The organism is Terriglobus roseus DSM 18391, assembly GCF_000265425.1.
Classification (GTDB): Bacteria; Acidobacteriota; Terriglobia; order Terriglobales; family Acidobacteriaceae; genus Terriglobus; species Terriglobus roseus.
On sequence record NC_018014.1, the window covers coordinates 708,800 to 720,467 of the forward strand.

Sequence of the window (11,668 nt, forward strand, 5' to 3'; positions counted from 1 at the left end):
TTGCGCGAGGCCCACTCATGCGCAAGAGCCGCATGAATGGGGCACCCGATTCTGGTGGTCTCCGCTGGGTGCTTGCCGGGAGAGAGAAAATCCCTCAGCGGCTTAAGCCGGTTTTGAATGATGGGATCTATGGCATGGCTAAAGCCATGCCCCTCCGAAAGCGGTCGCGCTTTGCGCGAGTCCCACTCATGCGCAAGAGCCGCATGAATGGGGCACCCGATTCGAGGTTTGACCTTTACATTTTCTTGAGTCGAGACGGAAAGGTTCGTGCTTTGCACGAATCCCCACCTTAGCTTCGCGAAGGTGGGGCACCCAGTTCTGGTGGTCTCCGCTGGGTTCGCGCCGGGAGAGAGGAAATCCCTCGGCGGCTGAAGCCGGTTTTAGATGACGCCAGCTATGGCATGGCTAAAGCCATGCCCCTCCGAAAGAGATCGCGCTTCGCGCGAGCGTCGCAAAAGACAGGTGCGAAGTTGACGGTTGCGTACCGACTGCACTTTAACCCACCCTTTTGCTTCGCAAAAGAATGGGGCACCCAATTTCTTGCGTGCAATGAGAAAGGGCGAGCAGCCGTCGCTGCTCGCCCCCGCTCGGTCCTCGCCAAAGGACGTTTCAAGAGTTTAGTGATGGATTGCTGTTCTGGTCCAGAGGAACTTCTACCGGGCGCAGGGAAATTACTGCTCGCCGCGCTCACGCTTCTTGATGGAGTGGTGCTTGCGGACCTTGTTCCCGACGACGCCGCCCACTGCGCCAATGCCGCCGCCCACGACCGCGCCTACCGGTCCACCGACCAGAGCGCCGGTGGCAGCGCCACCTGCCGCCGAGCCGCCGACGATCTTCGCCTTGTTGTGATGGCGCTTGTCATGCGCCTCGACCTGGGCCTTCGCATCCGCGTGCGATTCCTGTGCCATGGCTGCCATGGGGGCGAGAAAGCCCGCCAAAACCAATCCTGCTGCTACCTGCTTCAAGTTCATTCGTCCGGCTCCTTGGGGGTCACTGCCACTTGCCTTTGCATGGATGGCGCATGCCTGCGGACGGTTTCCTTCCCAAGCGGGCGAATTTGCGGTAGCCTGACTGTCATGACACGCGCTGTGAGCTTTTGGCGATTTACCTTCCGTTACGGAGCATTCTCCGCGGCGCCAAAGGAACACGCTCTCTAAGCACCATGCTGTAGCAGTGCAGCAACGACAGAGATCAAAGATTCCCGGAGCCGCGGTCCCACAAGGGCCGCGGTTCCTGCGTTAGGGCTTCAAGCGAAGCCGAAAGGGTGTAAGCAATGCCGGTATTGGAGTCAGTTACGGAAGTATCGCGATCCATGGGCAGCGGGCGCTTCGGTGCGTACGGCGGACGGTATGTGCCGGAGACGCTGATGGCTGCTCTGCTGGAGCTGGAGCAGGCGTACATGGCGGCTCGGGAAGACGCTGCGTTTCAGACGGAGCTGGACGATCTGCTCAAGCATTACGTCGGCCGTCCCACGCCGCTGTACTTTGCAAAGCGTTTGAGTGAGTCGCTGGGCGGCGCGCAGATCTGGCTGAAGCGCGAAGACCTGTTGCACACGGGCGCACACAAGATCAACAACGCGCTGGGGCAGGGACTGCTGGCGAAGCGCATGGGTAAGCAGCGCATTATTGCCGAGACGGGCGCTGGCCAGCATGGTGTTGCGACGGCCACGGTCTGCGCGCTGCTGGGGCTTGATTGCGTGATCTACATGGGCGAAGAGGATATGCGGCGGCAGGAGCTGAATGTGCTGCGCATGCGTCTGCTGGGCGCGGAGGTTCGCGGCGTCAACAGTGGATCGGCGACGCTGAAGGATGCCATCAACGAGGCGATGCGTGACTGGGTCACGAACGTTCGCACGACGTTCTACATCCTTGGTTCGGCGCTTGGAGCGCATCCGTATCCGACGATGGTGCGCGACTTCCATCGCGTGATCAGCAAAGAAGCGAAGCAGCAGTTCGCCGCACAGTTGGGACGCAATCCGGATGTTGTGATTGCGTGTGTTGGTGGCGGATCGAATGCGATTGGCGCCTTCTACGAGTTCATTCCGGACAACAACGTGCGCCTGATTGGTGTGGAGGCGGGTGGTCGCGGATCTGCTCTTGGGGATCATGCGGCTCGCTTCAGCAGTGGTCTGCCAGGTGTGTTGCAGGGTACGTACAGCTATGTGCTGCAGAACGATGCGGGGCAGGTGGCCTCGACGCATTCGGTGAGCGCGGGGCTGGACTACGCGAGTGTCGGACCGGAGCATGCGATGTTGCACGACAGCAAGCGCGCCGAGTATGTGAGTGCGACCGACGACGAAGCGCTGAATGGTGTTAAGGTTCTGGCGCAGACCGAAGGGATTCTGCCTGCGCTGGAGACGGCACATGCAGTGGCACATGCATTGAAGATTGCTCCAACGATGGGCAAGGACAAGGTGATTATGATCAACGTTTCCGGGCGTGGCGATAAGGACATGGGTATCCTCAGCCGCGAGATGGACCTGGGTGGCGGCATCGCAGTGAATCAGGGGACAACCTAAGATGCCCATTGATTTCAGCAACAAGCCGGGCCTGGTGGTGTACCTGACGGCAGGCGATCCTTCGCTCGATGCGACGTATGAGATTGCGCTTGCCGCGATCGACAATGGTGCGCAGGTCATCGAGCTGGGCGTGCCGTTCAGCGATCCGCTGGCGGACGGTCCTGTGATCCAGCGGGCCAGCGAACGTGCCGTTGCGCGCGGCACGCGGCTGGACGATGTGTTGAAGGTCTCGAAGCAGATTCGTGAGGCGAGGCCTGAAGCGGGCATCATCCTGTTCAGCTATCTGAACCCTGTGGTTCGTATGGGTTTGCCTGCATTCTGCGAGGCTGCGAAGGTCAACGGCGCCGATGGTGTTCTGTTGACGGACATGATCGTCGAGGAGGCCGGGGAGTACCTGGCCGAGATGAAGAAGCATGGCCTGGCGCCGGTGTTCCTTGCTGCGCCGACGTCGCCCGAGGAGCGTCTGAAGGCGATCGCGGAGCATAGCCAGGGGTTTGTCTACGCTATCTCTCGCGTCGGCATCACGGGCGCGCAGGACCAGATCGCTTCGGATGCGGAGTCACTTGTCGCGAAGATCAAGCAGTACACGTCGCTGCCGGTGGCGGTGGGCTTTGGTATCTCAAAGGCGGAGCATGTGCAGGGCGTGAGCCGCTTTGCGGATGCGGCGATCGTCGGGTCGGCGATTGTGGCACTGATCGAGACGTCAAAGCCGGGTGAAGAGGCGAAGAATGTGGGCCAGTTTGTGCGCGATCTGCGCGCCGTCTGACCGGCTGCAACTTAGAATGAAGAGACACCAACGAACACGCAGAGGGTAGGTAACGATGGAGATTGCAGACTGGCGGGCAAAGATCGATGGGCTGGACGAACAGATCGTCAAGCTGCTGTGTGAACGGGCGGCTGCAGCTGCAGCCATCGGCGAGCTGAAGGCCAAGACCGGCGGGAACATCTATGAGCCGGATCGGGAACAGAATGTGCTGGCCCATGTGCAGTCGTGCAATACGGGCGAGCTGCCACCGGCACAGTTGACCGTGATCTATGAGCGGATTATGGACGTGATGCGCGGACTGCAGCGCAGGGCTTAGGCAGCAAAGGATTTCTCGAGGCGCAGAGCGCCCCGACATTTATAGGGAAGTGAAGGGCAAGTAGCGATGATTGTGGTCATGCAGGGCAACGCCACGCCGGCGAATATTCAGGCGGTGATCGAGCAGATGGTGGAGCTCGGCTTCAACGTACACCGCACCAGCGGCGAAGGTCAGATGATTCTTGCCGGCGTTGGCACGCCCGGCGCCTTTGAAGTGGCGGAGTTCAGCGTGCTGCCAGGCGTGCAGACGGCCTATCGCATCTCGTCGCCGTACAAGCTTGCGGGCCGTGGTTTCCGTCCGGAAGGCACGGTCATCACCTTCCCCAATGGCGTGAAGGTTGGCGGCAAGGAAGTGACGATCATGGCGGGTCCTTGCTCGGTGGAGTCGCGTGAGCAGATCCTGCTCTCGGCCCAGCAGGTGAAGGCTGCCGGCGCACAGTTTCTGCGTGGCGGCGCGTACAAGCCGCGCTCGTCGCCTTATAGCTTCCAGGGCATGGGCGTTGAAGGCCTCAAGCTGCTGCGCGAGGTCGGCGACATCACCGGCCTGCTCGTCATCACTGAGGTGATGGAGATTTCGCAGATTGAGCCGATGCTGCCGTACATCGACTGCTTCCAGGTTGGCGCGCGCAACATGCAGAACTTCAACCTGCTGCGTGAGCTGGGCCATGTGCGTAAGCCGGTGCTGATGAAGCGCGGTATCTCTGCAACGATTGAAGAGGTTCTGCTGTCTGCCGAGTACATTCTGAGCGGCGGCAACTATGACCTGATGTTGTGTGAGCGTGGTATCCGCACCTACGAGACGGCTACGCGCAACACGATGGATATCTCAGCGATCCCAGTGCTGAAGAAGCTGACGCATCTGCCGGTGTTTGGCGATCCGTCGCATGGTGTTGGCATTCGCGAGTTTGTTCCGGCGATGGCGCTTGCCTCCGTTGCTGCAGGCGCAGATGGGCTGTTGATGGAGATGCACCCGAATCCGGACAAGGCCATGAGCGATGGTGCTCAGTCGCTCTTCCCGGATCAGTTGACCAAGTTGATCGAGCAGCTTCGCCAGCTTGCGCCGGTGGTTGGTCGCACCGTCGCTTAACGTTTCGGATGTCCGCTCTGCGTGCATCCAAGTTCTCAAACGCAGGAACAGACGCGTGCGAGAACGGCACGAAGTGCAAGGGGATGGCAATGTCAGAGTGGGTCAAGCTTACGGCGAGTGATGGCAACGAGATGGACGCGTACGTCGTGCGTCCCAAGGGTGAACCGAAGGCTGCGCTGGTGGTTGTGCAGGAGATCTTCGGGGTCAACAAGAACATCCAGTTGGCTGCGGATGAGTGGGCTAGCCATGGCTTCCTGGTCATTGCACCGCAGATGTTTGACCGCTTTGAAAAGAGTGTCGACCTGGGCTATGACAAGGCCGGCTGGGCCGAGGCGATGCGCCTGGCTGGTCAGTTCGCACCGGATATGCAGCCGCAGACCGTGGATGTTGATGCCGCCATCGACTGGCTGCGCAACGAGACGGAAGCGAATGTGGGCGTGGTGGGCTACTGCTTCGGCGGAACCATGGCCTGGCTGTCGGCATGTCGTTTGAAGATCGAGGCGGCCGTCGGATTCTACGGCGGCAGCATCGTCAACTTCGCGCAGGAGAAGCCGCAGGCTCCGGTGATGCTGCACTTTGGTGGGCAGGACGAACATATTCCCGCAGAGGCGATTGGGAAGATCCAGTCGGCGCATCCGGAGATTCCTATCTTTGTGTATGAGAATGCAGGGCATGCGTTTGCGCGTTCAGTGGATCCCAAGGCCTATGTCGCGGATGCTGCTGCGCTCGCGACCAAGCGTTCGGTGCTCTTTTTTGAGCAGCACCTCGTTTTCTAGATGAAGAACGTCACCATTGTCGGTACAGGTCTTATCGGCGCATCCATCGGCCTCGCACTGCGCGAGGCCGGTTTTGCTGGCGGGATCACGGGTATTGACGCCAGCGGCGATGAGTTGAAGGCTGCGCTGATGATGAGCGCCATCGATACGGCGGCTCGTTCGCCCGACGAGCATCGTGCTGCGCTTGAGGCGGCGGATGTGATCGTGCTGGCGGTGCCGGTGCTTGGCATCCTGAACTGGATGCGGCAGATGGCACCGCACATGGGTGCACACCAGTTAGTGACCGACGTTGGTTCGACGAAGACACGCATCGCTGAACTGGCACAGGAGTTGATGCCGGGCCGCTGCCTGCCGGGTCATCCCATGGCGGGCAAGGAGAGTGGCGGCGCGGCGCTGGCGGAGGCGAAGCTGTTTCGCGGAGCGACGTGGATCTTTACACCGTTGCACGCTTCCACGGAGATCGAAATGTCCTGGCGGGGATGGGTGGAGCGCTTCGGTGCACACATTCTTGACCTGCCGCCGGAGCGGCATGACCGCATCTGCGCGTGGGTCAGTCATATGCCGCAGATGGTGTCGACGGCGATGTCGGCGATGCTTGAGGATGAGTTTGGCGACTCGCCGGAGTTGCGTGCCATTGGTGGCCGGGCGCTGCGTGAGATGACTCGGCTGGGGGCCAGTCCTTACAGCATGTGGCGGGATATCGCCCATACGAACGAGGCGCCCCTTGCGGAGACGCTACACACGTTGGAGCAGCGCCTGCAACATATGCGCGAGAACCTGAAGACGGCGGAGCTGCGTGAGGAGTTTGCGCGTGCGAACGAGTTTCGCAGGCGCATCGATCCGCTGCGGTAGTTAGTGACCGGTTGAGATCGGTTGCAACCGGCGAGATTCGCATCTCGGCGGCTAAAGCCGCTTTTTGCTTTGCGTTCGGGTCTATCTCGGTGGCTGAAGCCGCTTTGCCATCTGAACGGTCAGGTTGACGCAAGTTAGTGACCAGCGGTGAGTTCCGGATCGATCTTTACGTTCTTGGGCGGCAGCCGCATGATCCAGACCAAGGGTGCCAGGCAGAAGATGGTCGCAGCCAGTAGCGCGAAGGCGTTCTTATAGGCGAGCATGTTGGCCTGGCGCAGCATTTGCTGGTAGGCCGAGGCTACGGCGGAGCTTTGTGCGGCGGCGTAGGTGGTGCCGGTGGCTGCGGCGAAGCGGCTGGTGTACTGGGAGATGGCGTAGCCGCCCTGCGAGATGTTTGAGGCGAGCTGCATCTGGTGGACCTGCGCGGAGCGGGCGAGGAAGGTGGTCAGCAGCGCAGTGCCGGCGGAGCCGCCGATGTTGCGTGCGAAGTTTGAGAGCGACGAGATCTGGTTGCTCTTTTCGCGCGGTACGCCGACGTAGTTGAGCGTGCTGATGGGGATAAAGATGAAGGGCAGGCCGAGCACCTGGAGGATGCGCCACCAGGTGATGGTGCCGAAGGCGGAGCCAAGGTCGAGGCGCGTGAGGTTGTAGAGGCCTGCGGCGGTCGCGATGTAGCCGAGCATGACGGTCATGCGGGGATCGCCTTTGCCGAGGGTTCGGCCGGCGATGACCATGCCGAACATCATGGCGATGCCCGCGGGTGAGAGGACCATGCCGGCGCGCTCTGCGGTGTAGCCGAGCAGGCCCTGCAGGAACTGTGGGATGAGCACAGTCGAGCCGAAGAGCACCATGCCGAGCACGAGTTGCAGGAAGACGGCGGTGCCGAAGTTTCGGTTCTTGAGGAGCTTCAGATCCACGATGGGATCGACGTGCTGCCACTCCCAGTAGACGAAGAAGATGAGTGTGACGGCGGCGAGCAGGGCGGTGAGCTGGATTTCGCCGGAGCCGAACCAGTCTTTTTCCTGGCCCTTGTCGAGTGTGAATTCGAGCATGGCGACGCCGAAGGCAACGGAGAGCAGGCCGATGAAGTCGACGGGGTCGCGGCGTTTGGTGCGGGCGATGATCTCAGGCGAATCTTCCACCATGCGGTTCGACAGGTAGAGCGAGATGATGCCGATGGGCAGGTTGATGAAGAAGATCCAGTGCCAGTTGTAGTTGTCGGTGATCCAGCCGCCGAGCGTGGGGCCGATGGCGGGCGCGACGACGACGGCAGCTCCGTAGAGCGCGAAGGCTTTGCCTCGATCTTCCACGGAGAAGGTGTCGGCGAGAATGGCCTGTTCACTTGGCGCCAAACCTCCACCGCCCAGGCCCTGCAGGATGCGCGCAATGATCAGGAAGGGTAGTGTGGGCGCGAGTCCGCAGAGGAGCGACGACAGCGTGAACATGACGACGCAGGTCATGTAGAAGCGTTTGCGACCGAAGCGATTGGAGAGCCAGCCGGAGATGGGCAGGATGACGGCCGAGGCGACAAGGTAGCTGGTGAGCACCCAGGTCGCTTCTTCCTGCGATGCGCCCATGGAGCCGGCGATGTGCGGCAACGCGACGTTTGCGATGGAGGTGTCGAGCACTTCCATGAACGTTGCGATCGTTACCGTAAGCGCAATCAGCCACTGATTGTGCTTCGGCTTCCACTCGATTTGGTGTGCGATTTCTGACATGTCAGGATGCTGATATAGAGTATCAGCAGGCTGATAACGATGCAGAAATCGAAACAGGAGATTCGGGAGGCGGAGGCGAAGGAGATCTCTGTCTCTATGAAGCGCCTGGTGACGGGGTATCGTTCGTTGCTGGAAGCAGCCATTGAGAGCGAGGGTCTGACCCTGGCGCAGCTCCGAATGTTGAACGCACTACAGGAGCAGCCGGAGACCTCAGCGGCTGATCTTGCACGCACCTGTTACATCACACCGCAGAGCATGCAGGCTGTGGTCACTCGGGCGGAACGTGAGGGCTGGATCACGCGTTCGCCTTCGCCCACCAACCGCCGGGTTCTGACTGCTTCGCTGACGGCAAAGGGACGCAAGGTGTACGAGCGCGGCATGGAGTTGTGGTCGGAGATTGCGCGCCAGACGTGGGACGGCGCGAAGCTTTCTGAGCTGCGCACGTTGAATGAACTGCTGGGCGCGGCGGTGGATCGTCTACAGCCGCGGTTGGACGCGCTGCACGGGAAGAGCGCATCCAAACGCAAAACAGCTTAGTCTAGAGGGCATAACCATGCCTGCAACAGAGACAGCTTTAGCCATCACACTTGCCGACGTCCAGGCCGCGCGTGAGCGCGTGCGCGGCTCGGTGTACCTGACGCCGTGCGCCCACTCACGCACGTTGAGCGAACTGACGGGCCAGCAGGTCCATCTGAAGCTGGAAAACCTGCAGATGACCGGCGCGTTCAAGGAACGTGGAGCGCTCAACCGGATTCTGTTGCTCAGCGAGGAGCAGAGGGCGCGCGGCGTGATTGCGGCCAGTGCCGGCAACCATGCGCAGGGTGTGGCTTACCACGCGACCCGTCACGGTATTCGGTCGACGATCGTGATGCCGGAGCCGACGCCCATGGTGAAGGTGAATGCCACGCGCCGCTTCGGTGCGGAGGTGATCCTGCACGGCGCGAACTACGACGCAGCGTATGCCGAGGCGCGTCGCCGCTGCGACATCGATGGATCGACCTTCATCCACCCCTTCGACGATGCGGATGTGATCGCTGGGCAGGGCACTATCGGCCTGGAGATGCTGGAGCAGGTTGACGGCCTTGAGGCCGTGATCGTGCCCATTGGCGGCGGTGGTTTGATCGGCGGGATCGCTTGCGCGGTGAAGTCGTTGAAGCCCGATGTGCGCGTCATTGGGGTGCAGACGTCGCGGCTACCCAGCATGCAGGCGGCGATGGCGGCGGGACATCCGGTGACGATCGACGCGGCAACCACCATCGGTGATGGTATTGCTGTGCGTCGCTGCGGCGACAAGACGCTGCCGCTGGTACAGAAGTATGTCGACGAGATTGTTACGGTCGACGAAGACGAGATTGCAGCGGCCATCCTGGTGCTGCTGGAACGTGAGAAGACGCTGGCAGAGGGAGCTGGCGCGGCGGCGCTGGCAGCATTGTTGCAGAAGCGTACTTCATTGCAGGGCGCGCGCACGGCGGTACTGGTGTGCGGCGGAAACATCGACGTGACGCTGCTTTCGCGCATCATCGAGCGAGGCCTTGTGCAGGACGGACGTCTGATCCGGCTGCGCATCCACCTGCTGGATCGCGCGGGTGCCCTGCAGGACCTGACCGGGATCATTGCGAAGCATGGCGTCAACATTGTGGATACGCTCTACAACCGCGCCTATTACGGTGTGAACCTGGGCGATACGACGATCGACATCACCATGGAGACACGTGGCCGCGACCAGGTGGACGAGTTGCTGATGGCGCTGACGGAGAACGGGTATCGTCACAGCCGCGTGATCTGACCGGGTGACAAACGTCATACGACAGGCGTGACGAGGAACAGTGTTGCAAAGGTTGCTGGAAGAGCAAGCTTGATCTTGTGAGCGGGAGTCCGAGCGCTGCAGTGACGTCAACTGCAGGCGGCCCCCGCACCAAGAGGTGACGCACGATGAGCACCACGGTCCTTCCCAATCCAAGCAAAGCCGCGGCAGCCAGTGCCGCGGCTCTCGAAAACGTGACGCATCGTTATGGCAGTCACACCGCGTTGCGCAATCTTTCGCTGACCCTGCACCCGGGCGAAGTGGTCGCACTACTGGGGCCCAATGGCGCCGGCAAGACGACGGCCGTGAAGCTGCTGCTGGGCCTGCTGAAGCCGAGTGAAGGCAGCGTGTCCGTCTTCGGTCAGAGCCCGACGGAGCGCACGGTCCGGCAGCGTATTGGCGCCATGCTGCAGGTGGCCCGCGTGCCGGAGACGCTTGCCGTCGGCGAATATCTCGACCTCTTTCGCAGCTACTACCCGCATCCGCTGCCCACCGCGCAGATCGTCGCGGCGGCGGGGCTGGACGGCATTGAGAAGCGGCAGTTCAAGGACCTGAGCGGTGGTCAGAAGCAGCGCATGCTGTTTGCGCTGGCGCTGTGCGGTGATCCGGATCTTGTCTTTCTCGACGAGCCGACGCTGGGCATGGACATTGAGACACGGCACAACCTGTGGCGGGAGGTGCGCTCTCTGGCCGACCGCGGCAAGACCGTGTTGCTGACGACGCACTACCTGGAAGAGGCTGACACGCTGGCAGACCGGATCCTGGTCATCGCGGAGGGAGCAGTTGTGGCGCAGGGCACGCCCACGGAGATCAAGAGCCGCGTCACCGGTCGCAAGATCAAGTGCGTCACCCGCCTGACCGATGCCTTTCTGCTGGCGCTGGAAGGCGTGCGCAGCGTCGAGGCGACGGGTGCGGGCATTACGATCACCGTCGATGCCGCAGAGGACGTGCTGCGCAGCATGCTGGCGGCTGATCCTTCACTGCACAGCCTGGAAGTATCCAGCCCCGCGCTTGAGGATGCCTTCCTCGCGCTGACCAAGAAGGAGACCGTATGAGCACCGCAGCCGTTGTTGTTTCGTCGCCCATGACGCCCTACGTGAAGGAGACGAAGTATGAGTTTCTTCGTCTGCTGCGCGCCCGTTCCTTCTCCATCTCGACGATCGGTTTTCCGCTCAGTTTCTACCTGCTGTTTGGTGTGGTCGCTGCAGGGAGTGGGCCGGAAAGTGCGGAGCGCGCTGCTTACCTGCTGGCGACGTACTCCGTCTTCGGACTTGTTGGTTCTTCTCTTTTCGGTCTGTGCAGCACGATCTCGAATGAGCGTGCGCAGGGTTGGCTGGAGTTGAAGCAGGCGAGTCCCATGCCGCCCGCGGCTTACCTGCTGTCGAAGCTGATGACCGCCATTGCGTTTGGTGTGATCATCTTCGGCGTCCTGCTGTTCTTCGGCACCACCATGGGCCATGTGCATTTCACCGCCGAGCAGCTTGCGAAGCTGCTGATGACCGTTATCCTGGGCGTCTTCCCGTTTGCGTCGCTTGGGATCCTGCTCGCACAGGTGGTGCCGCCCAACGCGGGCATCGGCTTCGTCAACCTGATCTACCTGCCCATGTCGTTCCTGAGCGGCCTGTGGTTTCCGCTGAAGGGGCTGCCGCACTGGATCCAGAGCATTGCGCCGATCTGGCCGACGTGGCATCTGGGACAGCTTGCCATTCACGACATCGGATATCCCATGAGCTGGTCCGTTGCGGGGCACGTGGCGTGGCTCGCATGCTTTTCGGCTGTGTGCCTGGTGCTGGCGGGTGTGCTCTTCCGGCGGAGTGCGCAGAAGGCCTAAG

12 protein-coding genes are annotated in these 11,668 nt (G+C 61.5%); 10 read left to right on the top strand and 2 right to left on the bottom strand.

Annotation, left to right across the window (positions count from 1 at the left end):
- Nucleotides 1-671: 671 nt before the first annotated feature.
- Nucleotides 672-971 carry a hypothetical protein gene (locus TERRO_RS03120; protein ID WP_014784547.1) on the bottom strand — a complete coding sequence of 100 codons (300 nt, stop codon included), beginning with the start codon at nucleotides 969-971 and terminating at the stop codon, nucleotides 672-674.
- Between the two features lie 302 nt (nucleotides 972-1,273).
- Between TERRO_RS03120 and trpB the strand changes: the two genes are divergently transcribed.
- The 6 genes from trpB to TERRO_RS03150 all read left to right on the top strand — a co-directional run bounded on the left by trpB (nucleotide 1,274) and on the right by TERRO_RS03150 (nucleotide 6,314).
- Nucleotides 1,274-2,518 carry a tryptophan synthase subunit beta gene (gene trpB, locus TERRO_RS03125; RefSeq protein ID WP_014784548.1) on the top strand — a complete coding sequence of 415 codons (1,245 nt, stop codon included), beginning with the start codon at nucleotides 1,274-1,276 and terminating at the stop codon, nucleotides 2,516-2,518.
- 1 nt (nucleotide 2,519) lies between these two features.
- The gene (gene trpA, locus TERRO_RS03130) at nucleotides 2,520-3,284 is read left to right on the top strand and encodes a tryptophan synthase subunit alpha (protein ID WP_014784549.1); all 765 of its coding nucleotides are present in this window, start codon (nucleotides 2,520-2,522) and stop codon (nucleotides 3,282-3,284) included.
- 55 nt (nucleotides 3,285-3,339) lie between these two features.
- Nucleotides 3,340-3,600 carry a chorismate mutase gene (gene pheA / locus TERRO_RS03135; protein WP_014784550.1) on the top strand — a complete coding sequence of 87 codons (261 nt, stop codon included), beginning with the start codon at nucleotides 3,340-3,342 and terminating at the stop codon, nucleotides 3,598-3,600.
- A 66-nt stretch (nucleotides 3,601-3,666) separates the two neighbouring features.
- The gene (gene aroF / locus TERRO_RS03140) at nucleotides 3,667-4,686 is read left to right on the top strand and encodes a 3-deoxy-7-phosphoheptulonate synthase (protein WP_014784551.1); all 1,020 of its coding nucleotides are present in this window, start codon (nucleotides 3,667-3,669) and stop codon (nucleotides 4,684-4,686) included.
- An 89-nt stretch (nucleotides 4,687-4,775) separates the two neighbouring features.
- Nucleotides 4,776-5,462: a dienelactone hydrolase family protein gene (locus TERRO_RS03145; protein ID WP_041592912.1), complete on the top strand. Its 687-nt coding sequence runs from the start codon at nucleotides 4,776-4,778 to the stop codon at nucleotides 5,460-5,462.
- Nucleotides 5,463-6,314 (top strand): prephenate dehydrogenase, encoded by an 852-nt coding sequence (locus TERRO_RS03150; protein WP_014784553.1) that lies wholly within the window; start codon nucleotides 5,463-5,465, stop codon nucleotides 6,312-6,314.
- Between the two features lie 134 nt (nucleotides 6,315-6,448).
- On the opposite strand, the gene TERRO_RS03155 is transcribed toward TERRO_RS03150, so the two are convergent.
- The gene (locus tag TERRO_RS03155) at nucleotides 6,449-8,032 is read right to left on the bottom strand and encodes a DHA2 family efflux MFS transporter permease subunit (RefSeq protein ID WP_014784554.1); all 1,584 of its coding nucleotides are present in this window, start codon (nucleotides 8,030-8,032) and stop codon (nucleotides 6,449-6,451) included.
- A 39-nt stretch (nucleotides 8,033-8,071) separates the two neighbouring features.
- Here TERRO_RS03155 and TERRO_RS21785 point away from each other — a divergent pair, with 39 nt between their 5' ends.
- The 4 genes from TERRO_RS21785 to TERRO_RS03175 all read left to right on the top strand — a co-directional run bounded on the left by TERRO_RS21785 (nucleotide 8,072) and on the right by TERRO_RS03175 (nucleotide 11,667).
- Nucleotides 8,072-8,569 (top strand): MarR family winged helix-turn-helix transcriptional regulator, encoded by a 498-nt coding sequence (locus tag TERRO_RS21785; RefSeq protein WP_014784555.1) that lies wholly within the window; start codon nucleotides 8,072-8,074, stop codon nucleotides 8,567-8,569.
- Between the two features lie 16 nt (nucleotides 8,570-8,585).
- Nucleotides 8,586-9,818: a threonine ammonia-lyase gene (locus tag TERRO_RS03165; protein ID WP_014784556.1), complete on the top strand. Its 1,233-nt coding sequence runs from the start codon at nucleotides 8,586-8,588 to the stop codon at nucleotides 9,816-9,818.
- 146 nt (nucleotides 9,819-9,964) lie between these two features.
- Entirely contained in the window at nucleotides 9,965-10,891 is a 927-nt protein-coding gene (locus tag TERRO_RS03170) for an ABC transporter ATP-binding protein (RefSeq protein ID WP_014784557.1), read from the top strand.
- Nucleotides 10,888-11,667 (top strand): ABC transporter permease, encoded by a 780-nt coding sequence (locus TERRO_RS03175; RefSeq protein WP_014784558.1) that lies wholly within the window; start codon nucleotides 10,888-10,890, stop codon nucleotides 11,665-11,667. Before TERRO_RS03170 ends, TERRO_RS03175 begins: the two co-directional genes overlap by 4 nt.
- Nucleotide 11,668: the final 1 nt, after the last annotated feature.

Excerpts from the sequence above, each read along its gene's own strand:
- TERRO_RS03120 (WP_014784547.1), bottom strand. The coding sequence starts at position 971 with ATGAACTTGAAGCAGGTAGCAGCAGGATTGGTTTTGGCGGGCTTTCTC.
- trpB (WP_014784548.1), top strand. The coding sequence starts at position 1,274 with ATGCCGGTATTGGAGTCAGTTACGGAAGTATCGCGATCCATGGGCAGC.
- trpA (WP_014784549.1), top strand. The coding sequence starts at position 2,520 with ATGCCCATTGATTTCAGCAACAAGCCGGGCCTGGTGGTGTACCTGACG.
- pheA (WP_014784550.1), top strand. The coding sequence starts at position 3,340 with ATGGAGATTGCAGACTGGCGGGCAAAGATCGATGGGCTGGACGAACAG.
- aroF (WP_014784551.1), top strand. The coding sequence starts at position 3,667 with ATGATTGTGGTCATGCAGGGCAACGCCACGCCGGCGAATATTCAGGCG.
- TERRO_RS03145 (WP_041592912.1), top strand. The coding sequence starts at position 4,776 with ATGTCAGAGTGGGTCAAGCTTACGGCGAGTGATGGCAACGAGATGGAC.
- TERRO_RS03150 (WP_014784553.1), top strand. The coding sequence starts at position 5,463 with ATGAAGAACGTCACCATTGTCGGTACAGGTCTTATCGGCGCATCCATC.
- TERRO_RS03155 (WP_014784554.1), bottom strand. The coding sequence starts at position 8,032 with ATGTCAGAAATCGCACACCAAATCGAGTGGAAGCCGAAGCACAATCAG.
- TERRO_RS21785 (WP_014784555.1), top strand. The coding sequence starts at position 8,072 with ATGCAGAAATCGAAACAGGAGATTCGGGAGGCGGAGGCGAAGGAGATC.
- TERRO_RS03165 (WP_014784556.1), top strand. The coding sequence starts at position 8,586 with ATGCCTGCAACAGAGACAGCTTTAGCCATCACACTTGCCGACGTCCAG.
- TERRO_RS03170 (WP_014784557.1), top strand. The coding sequence starts at position 9,965 with ATGAGCACCACGGTCCTTCCCAATCCAAGCAAAGCCGCGGCAGCCAGT.
- TERRO_RS03175 (WP_014784558.1), top strand. The coding sequence starts at position 10,888 with ATGAGCACCGCAGCCGTTGTTGTTTCGTCGCCCATGACGCCCTACGTG.